20 protein-coding genes and 1 pseudogene are annotated in these 21,233 nt (G+C 69.1%); 14 read left to right on the top strand and 7 right to left on the bottom strand.

The features are described 5' to 3' along the window. The first annotated feature begins 71 nt into the window (after positions 1-71). The 11 genes from AMYAL_RS0139730 (at position 72) to AMYAL_RS0139680 (ending at position 11,955) form a co-directional block, all read left to right on the top strand. A complete protein-coding gene (locus AMYAL_RS0139730; protein ID WP_020636872.1) occupies positions 72-1,118 on the top strand; it encodes a 2,5-dihydroxypyridine 5,6-dioxygenase NicX family protein in 1,047 nt (348 codons plus the stop codon). Next, entirely contained in the window at positions 1,115-1,912 is a 798-nt protein-coding gene (locus tag AMYAL_RS0139725) for a maleate cis-trans isomerase family protein (RefSeq protein WP_020636871.1), read from the top strand. The genes AMYAL_RS0139730 and AMYAL_RS0139725 overlap by 4 nt, the downstream gene beginning before the upstream one ends. After that, positions 1,890-3,161 carry an FAD-dependent monooxygenase gene (locus AMYAL_RS0139720; RefSeq protein WP_020636870.1) on the top strand — a complete coding sequence of 424 codons (1,272 nt, stop codon included), beginning with the start codon at positions 1,890-1,892 and terminating at the stop codon, positions 3,159-3,161. Before AMYAL_RS0139725 ends, AMYAL_RS0139720 begins: the two co-directional genes overlap by 23 nt. Positions 3,162-3,196: 35 nt before the next feature. After that, positions 3,197-4,594, top strand: a complete 1,398-nt coding sequence (locus AMYAL_RS0139715) for an MFS transporter (RefSeq protein ID WP_020636869.1) — start codon at positions 3,197-3,199, stop codon at positions 4,592-4,594. Next, a complete protein-coding gene (locus AMYAL_RS0139710) occupies positions 4,591-5,457 on the top strand; it encodes an FAD binding domain-containing protein (RefSeq protein ID WP_020636868.1) in 867 nt (288 codons plus the stop codon). Before AMYAL_RS0139715 ends, AMYAL_RS0139710 begins: the two co-directional genes overlap by 4 nt. After that, a complete protein-coding gene (locus AMYAL_RS0139705) occupies positions 5,454-7,850 on the top strand; it encodes a xanthine dehydrogenase family protein molybdopterin-binding subunit (RefSeq protein ID WP_020636867.1) in 2,397 nt (798 codons plus the stop codon). The genes AMYAL_RS0139710 and AMYAL_RS0139705 overlap by 4 nt, the downstream gene beginning before the upstream one ends. After that, a complete protein-coding gene (locus tag AMYAL_RS0139700) occupies positions 7,847-8,347 on the top strand; it encodes a (2Fe-2S)-binding protein (RefSeq protein ID WP_020636866.1) in 501 nt (166 codons plus the stop codon). The genes AMYAL_RS0139705 and AMYAL_RS0139700 overlap by 4 nt, the downstream gene beginning before the upstream one ends. After that, positions 8,344-8,985: an SRPBCC family protein gene (locus AMYAL_RS0139695; protein ID WP_020636865.1), complete on the top strand. Its 642-nt coding sequence runs from the start codon at positions 8,344-8,346 to the stop codon at positions 8,983-8,985. Before AMYAL_RS0139700 ends, AMYAL_RS0139695 begins: the two co-directional genes overlap by 4 nt. Further along, entirely contained in the window at positions 8,972-10,483 is a 1,512-nt protein-coding gene (locus AMYAL_RS50915) for an isochorismatase family protein (RefSeq protein WP_020636864.1), read from the top strand. The genes AMYAL_RS0139695 and AMYAL_RS50915 overlap by 14 nt, the downstream gene beginning before the upstream one ends. Positions 10,484-10,585: 102 nt before the next feature. Then, positions 10,586-11,260 carry a hypothetical protein gene (locus AMYAL_RS0139685; RefSeq protein WP_020636863.1) on the top strand — a complete coding sequence of 225 codons (675 nt, stop codon included), beginning with the start codon at positions 10,586-10,588 and terminating at the stop codon, positions 11,258-11,260. A 29-nt stretch (positions 11,261-11,289) separates the two neighbouring features. Further along, positions 11,290-11,955 carry a hypothetical protein gene (locus AMYAL_RS0139680; RefSeq protein WP_020636862.1) on the top strand — a complete coding sequence of 222 codons (666 nt, stop codon included), beginning with the start codon at positions 11,290-11,292 and terminating at the stop codon, positions 11,953-11,955. A 3-nt stretch (positions 11,956-11,958) separates the two neighbouring features. On the opposite strand, the gene AMYAL_RS0139675 is transcribed toward AMYAL_RS0139680, so the two are convergent. From AMYAL_RS0139675 to AMYAL_RS0139665, 3 genes are all read right to left on the bottom strand, one after another. Then, entirely contained in the window at positions 11,959-13,074 is a 1,116-nt protein-coding gene (locus AMYAL_RS0139675) for a cytochrome P450 (protein ID WP_020636861.1), read from the bottom strand. Positions 13,075-13,088: 14 nt separating this feature from the next. Beyond that, complete coding sequence (locus AMYAL_RS0139670; protein ID WP_020636860.1) at positions 13,089-13,607, bottom strand: MarR family winged helix-turn-helix transcriptional regulator; 519 nt, start codon at positions 13,605-13,607, stop codon at positions 13,089-13,091. 683 nt (positions 13,608-14,290) lie between these two features. Continuing rightward, positions 14,291-15,538, bottom strand: a complete 1,248-nt coding sequence (locus tag AMYAL_RS0139665) for an HNH endonuclease signature motif containing protein (RefSeq protein WP_020636859.1) — start codon at positions 15,536-15,538, stop codon at positions 14,291-14,293. Positions 15,539-15,825: 287 nt separating this feature from the next. On the opposite strand from AMYAL_RS0139665, the pseudogene AMYAL_RS51180 reads away from it, so the two are divergent. Then, positions 15,826-16,116 (top strand): annotated as a pseudogene (locus tag AMYAL_RS51180) (transposase); the annotation flags it as partial. Between the two features lie 195 nt (positions 16,117-16,311). On the opposite strand, the gene AMYAL_RS0139655 reads toward AMYAL_RS51180, so the two are convergent. Further along, on the bottom strand, positions 16,312-17,286 hold the full coding sequence (locus AMYAL_RS0139655; protein WP_020636856.1) for an amidohydrolase family protein: 975 nt from the start codon (positions 17,284-17,286) through the stop codon (positions 16,312-16,314). After that, complete coding sequence (locus AMYAL_RS0139650) at positions 17,283-18,464, bottom strand: multidrug effflux MFS transporter (RefSeq protein ID WP_020636855.1); 1,182 nt, start codon at positions 18,462-18,464, stop codon at positions 17,283-17,285. The genes AMYAL_RS0139655 and AMYAL_RS0139650 overlap by 4 nt, the downstream gene beginning before the upstream one ends. A gap of 54 nt (positions 18,465-18,518) precedes the next feature. On the opposite strand from AMYAL_RS0139650, the gene AMYAL_RS0139645 reads away from it, so the two are divergent. Both AMYAL_RS0139645 and AMYAL_RS0139640 read left to right on the top strand, forming a co-directional pair. Beyond that, complete coding sequence (locus AMYAL_RS0139645; protein ID WP_020636854.1) at positions 18,519-19,025, top strand: MarR family winged helix-turn-helix transcriptional regulator; 507 nt, start codon at positions 18,519-18,521, stop codon at positions 19,023-19,025. Further along, positions 19,022-20,086: a DUF6348 family protein gene (locus tag AMYAL_RS0139640; RefSeq protein ID WP_020636853.1), complete on the top strand. Its 1,065-nt coding sequence runs from the start codon at positions 19,022-19,024 to the stop codon at positions 20,084-20,086. Before AMYAL_RS0139645 ends, AMYAL_RS0139640 begins: the two co-directional genes overlap by 4 nt. 7 nt (positions 20,087-20,093) lie before the next feature. Here AMYAL_RS0139640 and AMYAL_RS0139635 read toward each other — a convergent pair whose 3' ends face one another. Continuing rightward, positions 20,094-20,519 (bottom strand): PPOX class F420-dependent oxidoreductase, encoded by a 426-nt coding sequence (locus AMYAL_RS0139635; RefSeq protein ID WP_020636852.1) that lies wholly within the window; start codon positions 20,517-20,519, stop codon positions 20,094-20,096. Between the two features lie 70 nt (positions 20,520-20,589). Continuing rightward, entirely contained in the window at positions 20,590-21,225 is a 636-nt protein-coding gene (locus AMYAL_RS0139630) for a TetR/AcrR family transcriptional regulator (protein ID WP_020636851.1), read from the bottom strand. Positions 21,226-21,233 lie beyond the last annotated feature (8 nt).

Raw genomic sequence — 21,233 nt, 5'->3', positions numbered from 1 at the left:
TATCCGGATAGTACGTGTTCGGATGAATGCTCAGATAGTACGTGCTCGGATTAGTGTGGAGGTGTTCGACGATGGACCAGAACCTGTTCAACGACATCTGCTTGCGCCAGCTGACGTTTTCGGGGGTGCACGAGGGCGAGACCGTGGTGGTGCTGACCCGCGGCGGCGAGCGGGCGGAGTACGCCGACGCCTTCCTGTGGGCCGCCCAGCAGCTGGGCGCTTCGGCCTACCACATGCGGCTGCCTTCGCCGTCCAGCGCGGCGGGTGCGTGGGCGGTGGGCGACTCGGGGCTCGGGAACATCCCCTTGGCGGTCGAGGCGCTCAAGAGCGTGGACATGGTGGTCGACTGCACGTTCCTGTTGTTCAGCAAGGAACAGTTCGCCATCCAGGACGCCGGCACGCGGATCCTCACCGCCGTCGAGCCGCCCGAGCTGCTGGCCCGGCTCATGCCGACGAAAGAACTGCGCGAGCGGGTGGAGATCGGCGCCGAGCTCCTGGCCAAGGCGGGCACGATGCGGATCACCAGTCCGGCGGGCACCGACGTCACCTATCAGCTGGGCGTGTATCCGACGCTGTCCGAATACGGCTACACCGACACCCCCGGCCGCTGGGACCACTGGCCTGCCGCGTTCGTGTTCACCGGCGGCGCCGACGACGGTGTCGACGGGAAGATCGTGCTTTCGCCGGGGGATGTGCTGCTGCCGTTCAACACCTACGTCCAGACCCCGGTGGAGATCACCATCGAGCAGGGCTTCATCCGCGATATCCGCGGCGGCGCCGGATCGTCCGGTTTGGACGCCGACCTGCTGCGCTCCTACATCGAAAGCTTCGAGGACCCCCGCGGTTACGGCATGAGCCACGTGGGCTGGGGACTCGACGAGCGCGCGCACTGGCACGGCCTGACCCAGTTCCCCGGCGGGATGGGCATGGAACTGCGGAGTTTCTACGGCAACGTCATGTTCTCCATCGGTCCCAACAACGAACTGGGCGGCCCGAACGACACGCCCTGCCACTTCGACATCCCGATGCGCGGCAATTCCCTGTACCTGGACGACGAACTGATCGTCGACAACGGTGAGCTGACCGTGGCCGAGATGCGCCCGGCGGGTCGTCGATGAGCGACCACCACATCGGGATGATCGTCCCCAGCTCCAATCTCACGATGGAGACCGAGCTGCCGCGGATGCTGCGGGCCAGGGAGGAGATCGAGCCGGGGGACCGGTTCGTCTTCCATTCCGCGCGGGCCCGGATGCGGCACGTCGAACCCGAACAGCTGCGGGCGATGAACGCCCAGGCGGGCCGGGCGGCGGCCGAACTCGCCGACGCGCGGCCGGACGTGGTCGCCACCGCGTGCCTGGTGGCGATCATGGCCCAGGGGCCGGGCTACCACTGCACCGCCGAGGACGACATCACCCGCGTGCTGCGCGACGAGGGCTGCGAGTCGCCGGTCGTCTCCAGTGCCGGTGCGCTGCTGTCCGGGCTGGAGGCGCTGAAAGCCCGCAAGGTCGCGATCATCACGCCGTACCTGAAGCCGCTGACCAAAGCGGTGGCGGACTACATCGAAGACGCCGGATTCGAGGTCGCGGACGCGCTTTCCCTTGAGGTGCCGGACAATCTGGCCGTCGCCCGGCTGGATCCCGCCGGGTTGCGGGAGCATCACCGAAAGCTGAATCTGTCCGATGTGGACGTTCTGGTGCTCTCCGCCTGCGTCCAGATGCCGTCGCTGCCCGCGATCCAGGCGGTGGAGGACGAGGTCGGGATCCCGGTTCTGTCGGCGGCGACCGCCACGACGTTCCGGATCCTGTCGGAACTCGGTGTCGAGCCGACGGTGCCCGGCGCAGGGAGCCTGCTCGGTGGCGCGAAAGCTGTGACGAAGACGGGAGGCGGGCATGGCCGCGAGTCAGTCGTTTGAGGTCGTTGTCGTCGGTGGCGGGCTCGGTGGGCTCTGCGCGGCGTTGTCGCTGCGGCAGCGTGGCCTGCGGGTCACCGTGGTCGAGGCCGCCCCGGAACTGGGCGAGATCGGCGCGGGGATCCAGACCGCGCCGAACGCCAGCCGGATCCTCATCGGACTCGGCCTGCGCGCCGAGCTGGAGCGGGTGCGGACGGAGCCGCAGGACCAGGTCCGCCGCCGCTGGGCCGACGGGAGCATCATCGCCCAGCTGGGGCTGGGCGGGCGGGTGACCGACCAGTACGGCGCGCCCTACTGGCATTACCACCGCGCCGACCTGCACCGGGTCCTGCTCGACGCCTGCGTCGACCCGGACGGCGCCGGTCCCGTGGTGCGGGTGGCCACCGGCGCGCGGGTGGCCGAACTCGACCGGACGGTGCCGGACCGGCCGGCCGTGGTCACCGCCGACGGGCGCCGGTTCACCGGCGACGTCGTGGTCGGCGCGGACGGCATCCGGTCGGCGGTGCGTGACCTCGCCGGATTCGACGACACGCTCGCGTTCTCCGGTGAGATGGCGTACCGGGCCCTGATCTCCGGCGACCTGATCGCGCAGGACCCCGCCACCCGTTTCCTGGCCGACCGGTACCACTCCACGATCTGGTACGGCCCCAACAAACACCTGGTGCACTACATGATCCGCGGCGGGGAGTACCTCAACGTGGTCGCGATCGTGCCGTGCACCGAAGCGGTCGCCAGGGACTGGAGCGGGCCCGCCACCGCCGCCGAACTCGCCGCGGAGTACCACGACTGGGACGATCGGGTCCCGACCATGCTGGCCAAGGCGAAGGACGAGGACGTCTCGGTGTGGGCGATGTACCGTCGGCGGCGTGATCCGGTCTGGGTCGACGGCAGGGTCGCCCTGCTCGGCGACGCGTGTCACGCGATGCTGCCCTACCAGGCCCAAGGCGCGTCCCAGGCGATGGAAGACGCCGCTGTGCTGGCCGAGGAGCTGGGCCGCGTCCCCCGCGACGGGATCGACGGGGCCCTGGTCCGCTACGTGGACCGGCGTGCCAAGCACGCGGGCATGGTCCAGGACGCTTCGTTGCAGAACATGGACTTCTACCACCTGCCCGACGGTCCCGGCCAGCGCGAGCGGGACGAGAAGCTACGGCGCTTCGACGGCGAATCCGACGTGTCCTACGACTGGCTGTGGAACGGCAGCCCGCTCACCGACCCCGACACCGAGTCCATCCACTACCAGTTCGCCCGCTGAGGCGCGCTGGTCGGCAAATCGCAACGGAGCGGTTCATGCGTACTGGTGATCAGATCGTCCAGGACCTGCCCTGGCGTTGGAGCGTGCAGGGAAAGATCTTCCTCATCGGCGGGCTCGGCTACATGTTCGACGCCTGGGACGTCGCGCTGAACGGGTTCCTCACCCCGCTGGTCGGGACGGAATTCGGGTTGTCAGCAGGGACCAAGGGACTGGTGGCGACCGCGAACCTGATCGGCATGGCCGTGGGCGCGGTCGTCTGGGGCACGGTCGCGGACCGGATCGGCCGGAAGCGGGCGTTCAGTGTCACGCTCCTGCTGTTCGCGTTGTTCTCCGTGCTCGGGGCGCTCGCGCCGAACGTGGAGACCTTCCTGGCCCTGCGGTTCCTGGCCGGTATCGGGCTCGGCGGCTGCATCCCGGTCGACTACGCGATCGTCAGCGAGTTCTCCCCGCGCCGCCATCGCGGCCGGGTCCTGTCGGCGATGGACGGCTGGTGGCCCGTCGGGACGACGCTGGCCGCGGTCACCGCGACCCTGCTGCTCCCGGTCCAAGGGAACTGGCGCTGGATGCTGGTGCTGATGATCCTGCCCGCGCTGCTGCTGTTCTGGGTGCGGCGCGGTGTGCCGGAGTCACCGCTGTACCTGGTGCGCAAGGGCCGCGAGGCCGAGGCCCGCGAGGTCATCGACGATCTCGTCCGCCGTACGGGGACGACGCCGGAGCCTTATTCGATCCCGCCCGCGGTGGTCGAGGACACCCGCGGCGGCGCGATCGCGGCCGCGTTCGACCAGCTGCGCCGGGTGTGGGCGTACAACCCGCGGATCACGGCGGTCGCGTGGTCGCTGTTCATCAGCGTCATGCTGGTCTACTACGCCGCGCTCAGCTGGATGCCGTCCATCCTGAAGGCGCAGGGGCTGAGCGAGATCGCCGCCTTCGCCTCGACAGCGTTGATGAACGCGCTCGGCATCGTCGGGGTCGCGGTGGCCGTGCTGCTGGTCGACAAGGTCGGCCGCAAGCGGATCATCGCCGTCGCCGGGCCGCTCACCGCGCTGTCGCTGGTCGTGTTCTCGTTGCTTCTGGACTCGCCCACGGCGGCGGTCGTGGCGATCGGCGCGTTCGGCCTGTTCGCGCTGTGCGTCATCCCGGTGATGTACGCCTACGTCTCCGAGCTCTACCCGACCGAACTCCGCGCCTCGGGCTTCGGCTGGGCGTCGTCGTCGAGCCGGGCGATCACCGGTTTCGCGCCGCTGCTGTTCGGCAGCGTCCTGTGGCCGGTGCTCGGGCTGCCGCTGACCTTCACCGTGCTGGGTGTCCTCGTGGTGGCCGCGGTCGTGTTCATGATGCTGGGCGCGCCAGAGACCCGCGGCCGCGAGCTCGACCGGATCGTCGACGCCGAACCGGTCACCGAAGCGTCCCCTGCCACGAGGTCCGCCCTGTGAAGCCCGCCGCGTTCCGTTACCACCGGGCCCACGACGTCACCGACGCCGTCGGCCTGCTCGGCGAGCTCGCCGCGGCGGGCGAGGAGCCGAAACTCATCGCCGGCGGCCAGAGCCTGATGCCGATGATGAACTTCCGGCTCGCCAGGCCGACGGCGCTGGTCGATCTGGGACCGCTGCGCCGGGAACCGGCGCTGAACTCCTTGCGGCGCAACGGTTCCGGTCTCACGATCGGCGCGATGGTCACCCACCGGAGCGTGGAGCTCGCCGAGCTGGGACCGGATTTCTCCGTGCTCTCCCGCGCGATGCGCTGGGTGGGGCATCTGCCGATCCGGTCGCGCGGCACGGTGGCGGGCAGCATCGTGCACGGCGACGCGACCGCGGAATGGTGCCTGCTCGCGTTGCTGCTCGACGCGGTGATCGTCGCGGAAGGCCCTGGCGGACCACGGGAGATCCCGGCCGAGGAGATGTTCCGCGGCTTCTACACCACGGCCGTCGAACCGGACGAGGTCGTGACGGCGGTGCGCTTCACCCGCCCGGCTCCACGGGCCGCGCTGACCGAATTCGCCCGCCGCCACGGCGACTTCGCGATCGTCGACGCCGCGGTCAGCCTCGACGCCGAGGGCGGGGGACGGATCGTGCTCGGCGGCGTGGCACCCGCGCCCGTCCGCGTACCCGAGGCCGAGGCGCTGCTCGCCGTCGGTGACCCCGGACCGGGGCTGTTCGCCGAATGCGGGGAGGCCGCGGCGGCGGCCATCGAGCCACCCGACGACGCCGCGGGCAGCGCCGCGTACCGCCGTCGGCTGGCGCGAACCCTCGTCACCAGGGCACTGCACGAAGCCTGGGAGAAAGGAGAAACGCGATGACCGCGCGGTTCGACGGGCGGAACGGCCGCTGGGTCGGGGCGTCGGTGCCCCGGCGCGAAGACCCCCGCTTCCTCACCGGCCGGGGCCGGTTCGTCGACGACATCCAGCTGCCCGGCATGCTGCACGCGGCGTTCGTCCGCTCGACGGTCGCGCACGGCACGATCGCCGGGATCGACCTGTCGGCCACTTTGGCGGTCGAAGGGGTCGCCGCCGCCTACACGGCGGCCGACCTGGAGCTCGGTGACATCGTCGCCCTGCTCGACCGGCCGCCCGAGGAGTTCTCGCCGACCGCGATGCCGATCCTCGCCAAGGAGAAGGTGCGGTTCACCGGGGAACCGGTGGCGCTGGTCGTCGCGCGCGATCCGTACAGCGCCGAGGACGGCGTCGAGGCCGCGATGGTGGGCTACGAGCCGCTCGGGGCGATCGTGTCGGAGGAGACGGCGTTCGCCGAGGGCGCGCCGCTCGTGCACGAGGAAGCGCCGGGCAACGTGCTGGTCGATGTTTCGATGTTCGACACACCCGGTGTCGACGCGGCGTTCGAAGCCGCCCGCACCGTGGTCGAGGTCGTCACGAACAGCGGACGGCAGAACGCGCTCCCGCTCGAAACGCGGGGCGTAGTCGCGTCCTGGGACGATCGCGACGACCAATTGCTGGTGCAGATGTGCACCCAGGTCCCGCATCAGGTGCGCACGGCGATGGCCCGTTCGCTGCGGGTCCCCGAACGCACCGTGCGGGTCACCGTCCCGGACATGGGCGGCGGGTTCGGCCAGAAATGCGTCGTCGGCCGCGAGGAGATCGCGGTCGCGGCGGCGGCCAGGCGGCTGGACCGGCCGGTGAAATGGATCGAAGACCGCCGCGAGGCGCTCACGGCCGGATTCCTTGCCAGGGAACAGCGTTACCGCACGCGGGCGGCGTTCGACGAGGACGGGCGGATCACCGCGCTGGACGTCGACGTCGTCTGCGACATGGGTGCCTACTCCTGCTACCCGTTCACGGCGGGGATCGAGCCGCTGATGGCGTCGGCCGAGATGCCGAGCGTGTACCAGGTGCCCGAGTACCGGGTCCGTGCCCGCGCCATCGCCAGCAACAAGGCGCCGACGGCGCCGTATCGCGGGGTCAGCCGTCCCCAGTACGTGATGGCGATGGAGCGGGTCATGGAACGCGCCGCCCGCGAACTCGGCCTGGATCCGGTCGAGATCCGGCGGCGCAACGTGATCACCCAGTTCCCGTACACCGGCGTCAACGCCATCACCTACGATCCCGGCACCTACCTCGAATCGCTGGAGCTGGCCGAAGCCGCGATCCGCGACGAGGGGTGGTACGGGATCCGGGACCGCGCCGCCGCCGAGGGCAGGCACGTCGGGATCGGCTACTGCTGCTTCTCGGAGCGGACCGGATACGGCTCGGGCGCCTTCGCCAAGCGGAAGATGGCCGTGGTCCCCGGTTTCGACATCTCCGAGATCCGGATGGACACCACCGGCTCCGTCGTGGTCACCAGCGGCACCATGAACCACGGCCAGTCCCACGAGACGACGCTGGCGCAGATCGTGGCCGACCGGCTGGGACTGCATATCGACAAAGTGAAGCTCCGCCAGGGCGACACCGAACGCATCGCCTACGGATGGGGGACCTTCGCCTCCCGCTCGGTGACGATCGGCGGTTCGGCGGTGTCCCTCGCGGCCGGGAAGCTCGGCGAACTCCTGTGCACGATCGCCGCGCACCTGCTCGAAACAAGCCCCGACAACGTCCGTCTCGACGGTGACGGAGGCGTCGTCCAGATCGACGAGCCGCAGCGGCGCGCGTCGTTCGAGGAGATCGCCGACGTGGCCTACCTGCGCAGTCACCTGCTGCCCAAGGACGTCGAACCGACGCTGACGGCCACGGCGAGCTTCGACGTGCCTGGTGACGGCACCTTCTCCAACGCGACACACGCCGTGGTCGTCGAGGCCGATCCCGGCACCGGTCAGCTCAAGATCCTGCGCTACGCGTGCGTGGAGGACTGCGGCGTGGTGATCCATCCGCAGGTCGTCGACGGACAGTGCCGCGGCGGGATCGCGCAGGGCATCGCGGGCGCGCTGTTCGAGGAAGTCACCTACGCGGCCAACGGGGAACCGTCGGCCGCCAGCTTCATCGACTACCTCGTCCCGACCGCGACCGAGATCCCCGACATCACCGTCACCCACCTCGAAACGCCTTGCGCCTTCACCGAAAACGGCGCGAAGGGCGCGGGGGAGGGCGGCACCATCGGCGCGCCTGCCGCCGTGCTGAACGCGGTCAACGACGCCCTGCGCCACACGGGTGTCGAACTCGACGCGACACCGATCCACCCGCAGACCGTGCTCGCCGCGCTCGACGCGGTGAGCATCCGCCGGAAAGCGAGCACTCCCGTATGAGCGATCGGCAGCTGATCGTCCTGAACGTCAACGACACCGAATACGAAGCCCTCGTCGAGCCGCGCAAGACCCTGCTCGACGTCCTGCGGCACGACCTCGGCCTCACCGGCACCCACGTCGGCTGCGAACACGGGGTGTGCGGCGCCTGCACGGTCCTCGTCGACGGCGAACCGGTGCGAGCGTGCCTGATGTTCGCCGTCCAGGCGGAGACCGCCGACATCCGCACGGTCGAATCACTGAGCCGTGACGGCGAGCTTTCCGATCTGCAGCAGGCTTTCAGCGCGCACCACGGTCTTCAGTGCGGCTTCTGCACACCCGGATTCCTGATGCTGGCCGAAGGTTTCCTCGCCCAGCGGCCGGACGCCGGACGCGAGGAGATCCGCGAGGCCGTCTCGGCGAACCTGTGCCGCTGCACCGGATATCAGACGATCGTGGACGCGGTCGAGGCGACCGCGGTCCGCCGATGCCACGCCCAGGAGAAGGAGGCGACAGCGTGATCCTGGAGAACGAGCTTTCCGTCCCGGCCGACCCCGGCGCGGTCTTCGCCCTGATCAACGACGTCGAACGGGTGGCGGGCTGCCTGCCCGGCGCGACCCTCGACGGCAAGGAAGACGACGCGTATCTGGGCCGCGTCAAGGTGAAGGTCGGCCCGATCACCGCCGCCTATGCCGGCACGGTGCGTTTCACCGAGGTCACCGCGGCCGAGCGACGGCTGCGGCTGCTGGCCAGGGGAGCGGACAGCCACGGCAACGGCGACGCCGAAGCCGAGGTCACGCTGACCGTGCGCGAGGCGCCCGGCGGCGCGACGATCGAGCTCCGCACCGACCTGTCGATCCGCGGCAAGCTCGCGCAGTTCGGCAAGGGCGCGATCGGCGCCGTCTCCACCCGCCTGCTCGACCAGTTCGCCCGCAACCTCGCGGATCAGCTGTCGGCCAAGCCGGCCCCGGCCACGAGCGGTGCTCCCGCGGCGGCTCCGGAAGCCGTCGACGGGCTGGCGATGCTGCTTCCCGCGGGCGCCAAGCGCTACGGCGTCATCGCGGCCGCCGCGGCACTCGGCCTGTTCCAGGGCTGGCTGCTGGGCCGGATCCGCACCCAGGACAAACTGATCAAGGAGTTGCAGCGTGCCCGTCGATGAGCACCCCGGCCTCCACGGGGCCGAGACCGACAGCGTCTACGACCGGGCGGGCTTCGGAGCCGCGGTGCCGCGCGGGTCCCGCCCGGCACTGGTCGTGGTCGACCTGACCCGTGGCTTCACCGAACCGGGTTTCCCCACCGGAGCCGACCTCACCGCCGAAGTGACCGCGACCGCCGCGCTCGTGGCCGAGGCCCGGCGGCACGGCGTCCCGGTGATCTACACCGCGATCGGCTACACCCCCGCCGAGGCGGACGGGGACGCCGTCGCCTGGCTCCGGAAAGCTCCGGGAATGCGGGCGCTGCGCGAGGGAAGCGAGGCCGTCGACCTCGACCCGCGCCTCGACCGGCGGGACGGCGACCACCTCATCGTGAAGAAGGGCGCGTCGGCGTTCCACGGAACCGCGCTGGCTGCCCTCCTCTCGGGCCTGGCCGTGGACACCGTTCTCGTCTGCGGCGCCACCACTTCGGGCTGCGTCCGGGCGACCGCCGTCGATGCCGTCCAGTCCGGTTTCGACACGCTCGTCGTGCGGGAGGCCTGCGGTGACCGCGCGCGGGGGCCGCACGACGCCGCGCTGTTCGACCTGCAGGCGAAGTACGCCGATGTCGTCGCCCTCGACGACGCCCTGGCGTATCTCTCGGAAGCCTCGGCTCGCCGCACCCTCACCCAGTCCGCGCTGGCCGATCTCGGCGACGTGCCCGCGACCAGCCGCTGGGTGACGTCCGGACCGGTGCGGCTGCATGTGCTCGACTACGGGCCCGCCGACGGTGTCCCGCTGCTCGTGCTGCCGGGGATCACCAGTCCCGCCGTCACGATGGACTTCGTGGCGCGGAAGCTCACCGATCTCGTGCGCCCGCTCGTCCTCGACGTCCGCGGCCGTGGATTGTCCGATGACGCACCGGATGCGCCGCACGGTTACGACCTGGCGAGCTACGTCGCCGATGTCGCCGCGGTCGTGGACGGGCTAGAGCTGCGTGATCCGATCCTGCTCGGACACTCCATGGGTGCGCGGATCGCCGCACGGGCCGCCGTCACCGGCCGCCTGTCCCTTCGTGGCACTGTGCTGGTCGACCCTCCGCTGAGCGGCCCCGGACGAGGGCCGTATCCCACCACCCTCGACGCCTTCCTCGGGCAGCTCGACCAGGCCCGCCGGGGGACCGACGCCGACGAGGTGGCCCGCTCGTGGCCGCGATGGCCGCGCCGGGAACAGGAGTTGCGCGCACGCTGGCTGTCTTCGTGTTCCCGCGCCGCGATCGCCGCCACCCACGCCGGTTTCGAGGCCGAGGACTTCTTCGACGACTGGCCGAGAGTGCCCGCGCCGACGGTCTTCCTGTACGGCGGCGCGAGCCCGGTCGTCACCGCCGCCGGGGCGGCCGAAGCCGCGGAACGCAACCCGTCTGCCGAGTTCGCCGAGATCCCGGACGCCGGGCACATGGTCTTCTGGGACCGGCCGGACGAGGGTCTCGCGGCCCTGCGTGAGGCGGTGCGGAAACTGCGGTGAGCCGCTGACACGATCGCTGGAACCCTTCTGCGCCCCTCCGCGTCGTAGTGCATAGTGACAGTCAACATGAGAGTGTCACATTTCTCCGATGGAGGAGCGCCTATGTCAACTCGGCTCCTGTCCGCGCTGGTCGCGGGCACCGCCTTGCTGGTCACCGCCTGTTCCGGTGGTGGTGGCGCCGCACCGGCGCCGGACTCCGGCGGCGCGAAGTCGGATGCCCCGGTCACGAAGTACACGCGGTTCGCGGACTTCCCCGGCCAGGTTCTCGCCACCACGGAGTCGGGGATGGACCTGGGGATCCAGGTGAAGGCCGTCGACGCGGTCTGGACCCCGTCGCTGGCCGGGGTGCCTGCCAAGGCCGGAAGTCACTATGTCGCGGTCTACGTGGCTGTGACCGGTGAACTCGCGGATCGCGGCGTGCAGAAGGCCAAGATCAAGTACCTGCAGCTCCGGTACGACAACCCCGGCGGGAAGAAGTGCGACCCGTACTCGCCGGACGACGTCCCCCGGCAGTGCTTCAAGGAGGCCTATCCGGCCAGCGACCTCAGGGACGACATCGCCGACAACACCTGGCGGGACGAGAAATGGCAGGCGGATTCCCTGATGGGCAGGGACATCGACCGGGGCAAGACCGCGATCGGCGTCGTCGGGTTCAGCATGCCCGACGGTGAAGGCGCCGAGGGGCTCCAGTTGTGCGGGCCGACCAAGGAGGACTCGGTCGACACCGGCAAGTTCCCCTGTGTCCCGATCCCGAAACCCGAAGGCTCGCGAAGCTGACCGGCGAACGTTCCGACGGAGGAAGACCGATGTCACAACGTGTTCTGCCCGCGCTCTTCGTGAGTCTCACGGTACTGGTCGGCGCGTGTTCCGGGGGTGGCGGCGACAACGCGACGTCCGAAGCCCCGGCCACGAGCGAACCTGGTCCGAAGTACACCCGGTTCGCCGATTTTCCGGGAAAGGCACTGTCCACAGTGGAACCCGGCGCGCCGGTGGGGATCCAGGTGAAACCCGTCGACGTCGTGTGGACCCCGGAACTGGCCGGGAAATCGGCGAAACCGGGCGAGCACTATCTCGCCGTCTACCTGGCCGTGACCGGTGAACTGCCCGACCGCGGGGTGAAGGGGGCCAGGCTCGACTTCCTCGAAGCCAAGGTCAAGATCGGGCCGGGCACCTGCAACGAAGACAAGAACGAAAGTCCCGAGCTCTGCTATCTCAAGGCAAGTCCGGCCACCGGACTGGAAAAAGAGGTCGCCGACAGCACGTGGCGCTCCCGGACCTGGCTCGCGGGGAGTATCACCCGGACCGACATCGAGGCGGGTGACACCGTCATCGGCGTCGTCGGATTCCACATCGCGGACGACGCGACCATCGAGGGTGACATGGAATTGTGCGGTCCCGCCAAGGGTGAGTTCTACGATGACCGCAAATTCCCCTGCGTCACGATCCCGAAGCCCGAAGGGACACGCAACTGAGGGTCACCAGTCGACCGGCACCGTGACCGGACCTCGCAGCGTCAGGAACATCTGCCGCCAGGCGATTTCCTCGGAAGGCACCGCGAGGCGCAGCCCCGGAGCGGCAGTCAGCAGCGTGGCGACGCCTACCTGTAGTTGCAGCCGCGCCAGTGCCGCTCCGAGGCAATGGTGCGGCCCGTGGCCGAAGGTGAGATGTCCTTGTGTGCGAAGGGGATCGGTCAGTGCCGGTGCCGGGAACCGCCGTGTGTCGTGGTTGCCCGCGCGCAGGGAAGCGAGAACGAACTCGCCCGCGCGGATCGGCACCCCGCCGATGTCGGCGTCCTCGATCGCGACCCGGCCCTGGTCGGCGGCCGAACCTTGGTCCTGGCGCAGGAATTCCTCGATCGGCGCGGGATTGCGGGGGAGCTCGGGATCGGCCGCCAGCCGTAGCACGATCTGGGCCAGCGCGTTCGCGGGCGGGACGTATCCGCCGAGAAGGACCGCGAAGGCGAGCTGAGTGACCTCGTCCGGGCTCAAGGCGTCGCCGTCTTCGTCCCGCGCCTGGAGCAGGCCGGTAAGGAGGTCGTCGCCGGGCGCGTCGCGCTTCGACTCGACCAGTTCCGCGAGGTAGTCACCCAGCTTCCGGGCCGCCTCGGTCATTTCCTGATAGCTCGGCGCGGTGAACACCGCGAGCATGCCGTCCGCCCAGGTCCGCAGATCGTCGCGAGCCGAGGGCGGGACGCCGAGGAGTTCGTTGAGCACCGAGAAGGCGAACGGGATCGCATATCCCTCCAGGACGTCCGCCGGCGGTCCCTGTGCGATCAGCTTCGCGGCCAGTCCTTCCGCGAGCGCCTCCACCTGAGGCCGCAGGGACTCCACCCGCCGCGGGGTGAGTGCCTTGCCGGCGATCCGCCTGAGCCGCGCGTGTCCGGGGCCGTTCATGGTGAAGAGCAGTTCGTCGGCGCCGGTCTCGGGAACACCGGGAAGCCACACGCGGAATCGCGGATCGGCGAGCAGGGCGCGGATGTCGTCGTAGCGGGTGACGAGCCAGGCGTCCTCACCGGTCGGGAGACGCACGCGGCCGACGGGTTCCTCGTCCTGTCTCCGGACGAGTTCGGGCGTGGTGAACGGGTAGTTCATCTTGTTTCTTCCCCTCAGTTCTTCGGCTTTCCGGCCGCCTCTTCGGCCAGCGAGTGCAGCGGCATCAACGCGGAGTCCCCGCCGACCTTGAGCGCGTGTGCGGTGAGCAGGCGGTACAGCTCGTCCGCGGCCCTGGCCAATCGCGCGGCACGCTCCGCGACCGAATCCGCGTCCGGGTCGAGCTCGACGAGCGCCGCGGCGAGGACCTGCTCGGCGTCGCGCTGCTGGCGTTGCGCGACCGCGTCGACCAGCCCGTCGACCGGGGTGACCAGGGTGCGGCGGCGGTCGGCCGGATCCGGGTGCGTGCGCAGGGCGCCTCGCTCCCGCAGCTTGGCGACGGCGGCGGAGACATGGCTCTGCGCGAAACCGGTGCGCGCGGTCAGCTCGCTGATCGACAGGCCCGGCGCCTCGACGACCACCGAGATGACCACGAGGTAGATCTCCGGGACCTCGGGATCGGCGTCGTCACGCATGCCCTGGGACGCGAGCTCCATCAGGTGCTTGCCGAGCAGGTACAGCTCACCGGCTTTCATATCGAAAACGATACATCAGAAACGATGCAATGTGCCAGGGAGGGGTTCTCGGTGGTGACGGTGGCGGGTCCGCCCGTGAGTGGTCAGGCGCGTTCTATTGGGGGCAGGGCGCCAGGACACGTTTGACTTACCCTCGATAGCTGTCCTTACCACTCACGAGATCCGGCCCATCATCAGATGCCGAACAGGGCCGAAGCGTTGCCCAAGGCCGGCTGTCGACGGTCCACATCGGACGGAGTGTGGCCGAAGAAGGAGTCGATCTCCTTCCGCGCCGGCTGCTGGAGGGTAGCCGGTCGATCGAGGTCCGGGCCCTTGTGTGCCGAAGCTCTACCTTCACCTCGCCGCGTCTGAAGTACGTGAAGGCCGAGTCTCTCGGCTGAGCCGGGGGCGCGGGGGCCTTCGTGGACACGTCGGCTTGGTGCGGTCTGGTGGACGGTGTGGTTGCGAAAGCCACGTTCGCAACGTTGAAGGTTGTGAACGTGGCTTTCGCGGTGTCCGGGGCCGGTGTGCGAGTGTTTTGGCTTTTCGATCGGTTGTTCATGTGCCTGGTGAGGTCGCTGGGCGGTCCGGGGGTTGCTATCCGCCCCCGCGTCGCGGGGTTCGATGTTCGGGATCTGGTTCGTCTGGGTGCGGGCGTGCCGAGGGGCCCGTCGCCGGTGGTGGTGGCGGGCTCCCTCGGGGGTTCAGCGATGGTTACGTCGTGGCTTCTGTAGCGGGTCCAGATATTGCGGCGGAACGAACTCTGGCCTGCCGTCTGAGGTCATGCGGACCTGCCAGCCGGATTGTCCGTGGATGACCATGTGGTGATAGCGGCACAGCAGGCACAGATTGTTGAGGTCGGTGTCGCCGAGGTGCCCCCACGGAAGTATGTGATGGGCTTCGCAGTGCTTGGGTTTGCGGTGACAGCCCGGAAAAGCACAGCCATGATCACGGAGGTTCAGGGCCCGGCGTTGTGCGGGGGTGACGGTGCGGGCGGCGCGGCCGATGTCGAGTGGTTCGCTCTCTGACCCGAGCACGGCGGGAATGATTTTGGCGTCGCAGGCGAGTAGGCGGGCGTGGCGTGCGGTGATTTGGGTGACCTCGTCCACACACGCCCATCCCAGTCCCGAGGTGAGGGTGTCGAGGGGAATGGTGACCACCACGGTGGTGCGGTCCCCGGACAACGTCGGTGCCTTCTCCTTGGTCATCGCATAGTGGATCGCATCAAACAACGCGTCACCGTGGCGTTCACCGGGGGTGCGGGGATCGCGGTTGCCGTCCTCGTCGACGGGTCTTCGCTGCCCCCAGGTCTCGAACAGGGCGTTCGCTCTTGCACCGAATTCGGGGTCGAGAAGGCCGTTGAGCCGCCACCAGCCATCGTCACGCTTCCGCAGATGCACCTCGCGGGAGGGCGGTTTCAGGTCCTCGTCCTTGGGTTCGTTGCCGTCGGGATCGAGGTGGGCCAAGAGGTCCGCGCCGCCGTTGACGATCTGCTGCGGACCGGCGTTGCGGGCCAGATTCACCAGAATCCGCTCCGCGCCCGACCGGTCTTCCGCCGACACCTCAGGCGGGATTTTCTTCAGCACCGCCAGCAGCGGGTCCAGCTGCTGAGGGCCGAGATCCCCCTCGGCCGCAGCCGCACCCGCGAGCGGAGCGAAAGCCGGAGCGGGGGTCCCGTCCAGATTCCGCCCCTCGTTCAAGGCGATCGCCCGCGCCACAGTGGCACCCGCTTCTTTGGGGCTGATCCTGGCGGTTTCGGCGAACCAGCCCGCCGTCGAACCATGCCCGAACAACTCCATCGGGCCACGGGACTCGATCTCCACCAGGAACTGCCCGACCTCCGCCAAGGCCTGGCGTGCCAACGACATGCGCTCGACCACACCGTGCGCGAGTTCGCGCGCACCGGCACACCACAGCTCGTGTGGTGGTTCGAGGATTCGTTGGCTGGACACCCCACGATAATACCAGCTATCGAACAAGTGTGCGAATATGAAACGCTTTATCGAAAATGGTCTGAAGGTATTTCGCATTCGATGATCAAGGGCGTGTCTTATGTGGTGACCGGTGGCTGATGCGCCATGGTCTTGCTCGTGTGATCGGTTGTCTTCGCGCCTTGTGCCGGATGAGCTGTGGGAACTGGTGGAGTCGTTGATCCCCACGTTCACGCAACCGTGTACGTGCTGACCAGTGGGTGTGCTCGGCGTGCCCCTGCCAGGCCGCTCACGGTCGCGATCTCCGCCGCGAACACCCACGACTCCGCAAGCCTGCCAAGCCACACGCCGACAAGGCCTACGACCGACTCGCGCGCCGACGCTGGGTCTGTGACCGCGGCGTCAAAGTCCACATCGCCCGCAAAGGGGTCGAAGCAGGCGACAAACTTGGCGGACACCGGTGGGTGATCGAACGAACCATCGCCTGGCACACCGGATACCGCCGCCTCGCCCTGCGCTACGAACGCAAAGCCGAATACTTCCTCGCCCTCGGAGCCGACCTCATCTGCCACAAGAAACTCCGAAAACTCACGCTCTAAGTATCGGTGGCGTTTCGGACCGGGTGAAGGGACTGTTCCCCTCGCATCACGCCCGATGGGTTCCGGTGCTACGGGCCCGCGCGGGAGAACGTCCTGAAGGGGGCCTTCAAGACAAGACATCGAGTCAACGAAACGACACCTTTGTCTTACCCCTCAACAGAACCGTCCTCACCACTCACGAGACCCGGCTCATCGTCAGATGCCGAAAAGGGCCGAAGCGTTGTCCGAGGCCAGCTTCCGGCGGTCCACATCGGACGGAAGGTGACCGAAGAAGGAGTCGATCTCCTCCCGCGTCGGCTGCTGGAAGGGATAGTCGGTCGAGAAGAGCAGCCGGTCGATCGAGGTCACCGAAAGGGCGTGCCGCAGCAGCGCCGGGTTGAACATGCCGGAGGTGGTGATGAAGAAGTTCGACCGCAGGTAGTCCGACACCGGTCGCGCCAAGCCGGTGGCGCGGGACAGGCTGTCCGCCCTGTCCAGCCAGAAAAGCAGCATCTCGCCCCAGTGGCCGAGGACGACCTGAAGGTCCGGATGCCGGTCGAAGGTGCCCCGCAGGATCAGCCGCAGCGCCGCGGTCGCGGCGTCGAGATGCCAGCCCCAGCCGAACGTGGCGAGGGCGAGGTCGGTCATGGCGTCGAAGCCGCGATACGACGCGTCGCGGACGGCTGCCGAGGGCAACTGAGGGTGCAGGAAGACCGGCTGGCGCAGGTCCGCCGCCGCGGCGAAGAAGTCGTCATAGGCGGGGTCGTCGAGGTAGCGGTCCCCTGACCGGCCGTAGACCATGGTGCCCACGTGTCCGATGCGGGCGGCCCGCTCGAGTTCGGGGGCGACGTCCCGCGGGGCCGACATCGGCAGCGTGGACAGGGAGCGGAACCGGGCCGGGTGGGCGGCGACGGCCGCCGCGGCGACGTCGTTCGCGGTACGGCTCAGCCGCAGCGCTTCTTCGGCGGGCAGCGGGTGGGTTCCCGGTGGGGTCAGCGCCAGGATCGACACGTCGATACCCTGCGCGTCCATGGTCGCGATCCGGCCCGCGCCCAGGTCTTGCAGCCGCTCTTGGTGGTCTCCGAGATCGTTGAAAGCGAGGCTTTCGTCGCGGGTCTCCTCGGGAAGGGCGCCGAGGGCGGCTGTCAGCTCCGGCAGGATCCAGTGTTCTTCGATCGCGATGAGCGTCATTTCGTCACCTTTTCCGTCGTGTACAGGCAGGGGAGTACCGCGATGGCGGCGAGTACGGCGATGGTGATCGCCATGGGTACCGCGGAATGACCGTCGCCCACGCTGACGAGCGGTGAGACGACGGCCGCGAGCCCGAACTGCGTCGCGCCAAGGACTGCCGACCCGGTTCCCGCGGCTCCGGGTACCGCGTCGAGGGCGATCGCCGTGGCGGGTCCGAGGATGAACCCCAGCGCCGAGACCGCGAAAAAGATCGGCACCGGCAGCAGGGCGACGCCGATCGGCAGCAATGACATGGCGAGCAGCACGGCCGAGGCGACGGCGAGCCAGAGGACGCCGCCGGTGAGCACGCGGCGCGGTTCGGCGCGGTGCAGTAACCGCGATGCCGCCGCGCTGCTCAACACCAGGCCGAGGGCGTTGAGCGCGAACATCAGGCCATAGCCGACGGCGCTCATGCCGATGACCGTCTGGTACAGGAAGGGCGACGCGGAGATGTAAGCCATCAGCACGCCGAAGGAGAAGACGAGCGTGACCGTGGCGGACAGGTACGCGCGGCTGCGGAGCGCCCGGAACCCGCCACCGCCGGAAGTGCCTCGCCTTTCCTTCGGCAGGCTTTCCCGCACCATCGTCGCGGACCCGGCGAGCATCGCGACGGCCAGTGCCGCCAGGACGCCGAGGATTCCGCGCCAGTGGATCGACTCGACCAGCAGGCTGCCCAGCAGTGGCGCGACCACCGGCGCCACCCCGCCGACGATCATCATCAGGCTGAACGCGCGGGCGGCGGCCCGGCCGGTGGCCAGATCGGCGATGACCGCGCGGCCGATGACCATGCCCGCCGCGGCGCTCAGTCCTTGCAGGAGCCGTGCGGCCAGCAGGACGGCGATGGTGGGCGCGAGCGCGGCGAGGACGCTCGCGGCGACGAACACCGCCGAGCCGGCGAGCAGCGGTCCTCGCCTGCCCCGCCGGTCGGAGACGGGGCCGAAGATCAGCTGTCCCGCCGCGAGCCCGAGCAGGAACGTCGTGAGGGTCAGCTGGATCGCCGTGTCGCTGGTTTCCAGGTCGGCGGCCATCTGCGGGAACGCCGCGAGGTAGAGGTCGATGCCGAACGGGGCGACGCTGGCCAGCAGGGCGAGCACGAGCAGCAGGGGGACCGGGATGGTGTCGCGGGACGGAGCGTCCACCTAATCTCCTATCAGATGATAGCTATCAACTGACAGCAAATGTACCATTGCGGGGTGGATGAGGAGCAAACGTCACGGCTGTTCGAGCTCGCCGACCTGATCCTGGCGGTGGGCCGCCAGATCCACGCGTCCAAGGAGTTCGCGAGCAGAGACTTCGCGTCCGAGTCGTGGACGCCGCTGGAAAGCGCCGTGATGCGGTTCATCGACCGGAATCCGGGCACGTCGGCCCGCGCCGCGGCGGAGGCCACCCAGCTGATCTCCAGCAACTTCAGCAGGGCGGTGCGAGGACTGGAGAAGAAAGGCCTCGTGCACCGCGAACCCGACCAGGACGACGCCCGGCGGATCCGGCTCTACCCCACCACCCGCGCGCACGAGAACCTGCGGCAGCTCCGCGAGATCTGGAGCGGGCTGCTCGACGGGATCGTGTCCGATCCGGACGAGATCGAGGCCGTGACCTCGGTCCTCCGGCGGATCGAAACGCAGCTCACCGCGAAAGCGTCCACCGCACCGGAGCCGGGTGAAGGAGAGCGCGGCGACGGCGGGCATGGACTGCCGCGGTGATCGGATCAGGGGGACTCGACGCGGCGATCGAGATCGGTGTCGTCGCGTTCTGCGCCGGCGAGGAACCGCCGGGCGACGACCAGGTGTGGGAAGCGCTGACCGGCGCGGGAGTCGAGCCGTGGCTGGCCGAACGGCTGCTGGTCTTCCTGCCGATGGCCTACGTCCGGCGTTTGCTGCCGGACGTCTCGTACCCGGACGCGGTGCTGGACTCCCGCGGGAAAGTCAGCCTCTCGAAGGAACCGGTCTTCGTGGCCGCGTTCGAGCGCGCCCAGTACGCGGGCCGTGCGGAGTTCGAGCGGATCGCGTTGCGCAGCAGCACGTTCGCCGTGATCAACGAAGCGCTGAAAGCCGGGTCGCAGCTCGCGGACCTGGAGCCCACCGAGCCGGTGCTGGTCAAGGATCTGGAACCCGCCGTCGAAGGCGACGGCGGCGTGCCGTCACCGCGGGCGGCGTTCGAGGGTTTCCTGCGGGAGCACGGAATCCGGCTCGACGACGACACGAAGGTCGACGCGACTCTCGTCGTGCATCCGGCCCCCGCGGGCATGGTGATGGCCCAGGTCGACTTCGCCGTGTCGCATCCCGCGCTGGCCAAGCCGTGGCTGGTCGAGAGCTTCGCCGGGCACGGCACCACGTGGCGTGAGGCGATCGGCCGAGCCGTGACCATGTTCAGTCTCGGGGCCCTGCATCCGATCATCGACGGCCTGCTGCTTCCCGGCGCCGCGTCCGATCAGGTCGAGCGCGAGCGGTACGAACATCCGGACGGCGTGTTCGAACTGGTGCTCGGCGCGCAGATCAACCTTTTCGCCGAGACCGTGCCGACCGTCGAACCGCTGCTGGACCGGTTGCTGGAAGCGCTGCGGGCGGAAAAGCTCAGCCGGAAGGCGCACGGGCTCCGGCTGTTCGCCGCGCATCACGACGGGGCGCTGCTGAACAACGAGGTCCTGCTGGACAGCGAGCCGTGGTCCGGTGGCGAGGCGGTGGTGGCGGAAAGCCCGGCGACGCTGCCCGATGGACGGGTCGCGGTGCGGGTGTTCGGAGTGCTCGTGCCCGTCGAGGCGTAGCCCCGGATCAGGTGCCACGCCGGAAGGGCTCCACGCCGACGACATGGCGCGCGCGAGTCGGCTCGACCAGGATCTTGACCCGGCGCTCTCCGGGGATACGCCATTCGAACCGTTCGGTTCCGACGTATTTCCTGGCCAGCCGGTCCATGCACCGCTCCGCTTCCTCGCCTTCGACGAACTCGACGGCGCGGCCGTGGATGACCACCCGGTCATAGGGGTTGTCCGTGTCCATGCACGACAGCGAAACGCGAGGTTCGCGGCGCAGGTTCTCCTCCTTCACCCGGCCGACGGCGGTGTTGAACACGATGTGGTCGCCTTCGACGTCGATCCACATGGGCGACACGTGGGGTGAACCGTCGAGGTTCACCGTGGCCAGATGCCAGAATTTCGGCGCCGCGACCCAGCCGCGGACCTGGTCGTTCAATGCGGTCACAGGATCCTCCGGAGACGTTCCGATCACGCTGATTGTCGCGTGACCTCCTTGCCCGCCGCCAGGTGAGCCGTCAGCGGTAGGCGCGCAGGAACACGTCCACCCCGTCGGTGAGGGTCGCGAGGATCTCCGCCTCGCCCACCGTTCCCGTTTGGTCCTCGTCGGTCACGTCGAGGACCAAACGCATCGTCAGGGCGACGAAGTGCTGCATGGCGCGCCGCGGGTCGGTCACCCGGAGCCTGCCGTCCGCCGCGAATTTCGCGAATCGTGCCTCCATCATCCGTTCGGGCTGGTCTTGCGCCGCTTCCGGTAGCCGCGGCGCCAGGGGAGCCTGCGAGCTCAGCCGTCTGAACGTCGCGTAGTCCGAAGTGGGGAACATCCCCGTCGTCACCCGCCGGGCGAAGCCGAGCAGGGCGTCGCGGATGTCCCGGTCGTCGGCCAGTTCTTCGTCGATCGCCTTGCGCACGGTCGCGACCACGGCGTCGTTGGCGCGCCCGAGAACGCCGCGGAAGAGGGACTGCTTGTCGCCGAAGTGGTCGTAGACGGTGCGTTTGGACACCCCGGCCCGCGCCGAGATCGCGTCGACGCTGGTGAGTTCGTAGCCGTCCGACACGAACAACGCTTCGGCCGCGTCGAGGATGGCGGCTCGCTTGGTCTCGGCCTGAAGCCGCCTGCCCGGTGTCCGCGCGGTCGCTTTCGGGGTCGCCATTTTCTCAT

Origin of the sequence: Amycolatopsis alba DSM 44262 (assembly GCF_000384215.1) — a bacterium.
GTDB lineage: Bacteria > Actinomycetota > Actinomycetes > Mycobacteriales > Pseudonocardiaceae > Amycolatopsis > Amycolatopsis alba.
This window is presented reverse-complemented; position numbering and strand designations above follow the sequence as displayed.

Coding starts and splice junctions, on each gene's coding strand:
- AMYAL_RS0139675 (WP_020636861.1), bottom strand. CDS start 13,074: ATGAACTACCCGTTCACCACGCCCGAACTCGTCCGGAGACAGGACGAG.
- AMYAL_RS0139725 (WP_020636871.1), top strand. CDS start 1,115: ATGAGCGACCACCACATCGGGATGATCGTCCCCAGCTCCAATCTCACG.
- AMYAL_RS0139715 (WP_020636869.1), top strand. CDS start 3,197: ATGCGTACTGGTGATCAGATCGTCCAGGACCTGCCCTGGCGTTGGAGC.
- AMYAL_RS0139670 (WP_020636860.1), bottom strand. CDS start 13,607: ATGAAAGCCGGTGAGCTGTACCTGCTCGGCAAGCACCTGATGGAGCTC.
- AMYAL_RS0139700 (WP_020636866.1), top strand. CDS start 7,847: ATGAGCGATCGGCAGCTGATCGTCCTGAACGTCAACGACACCGAATAC.
- AMYAL_RS0139630 (WP_020636851.1), bottom strand. CDS start 21,225: ATGGCGACCCCGAAAGCGACCGCGCGGACACCGGGCAGGCGGCTTCAG.
- AMYAL_RS0139685 (WP_020636863.1), top strand. CDS start 10,586: ATGTCAACTCGGCTCCTGTCCGCGCTGGTCGCGGGCACCGCCTTGCTG.
- AMYAL_RS0139720 (WP_020636870.1), top strand. CDS start 1,890: ATGGCCGCGAGTCAGTCGTTTGAGGTCGTTGTCGTCGGTGGCGGGCTC.
- AMYAL_RS0139730 (WP_020636872.1), top strand. CDS start 72: ATGGACCAGAACCTGTTCAACGACATCTGCTTGCGCCAGCTGACGTTT.
- AMYAL_RS0139705 (WP_020636867.1), top strand. CDS start 5,454: ATGACCGCGCGGTTCGACGGGCGGAACGGCCGCTGGGTCGGGGCGTCG.
- AMYAL_RS0139680 (WP_020636862.1), top strand. CDS start 11,290: ATGTCACAACGTGTTCTGCCCGCGCTCTTCGTGAGTCTCACGGTACTG.
- AMYAL_RS0139655 (WP_020636856.1), bottom strand. CDS start 17,286: ATGACGCTCATCGCGATCGAAGAACACTGGATCCTGCCGGAGCTGACA.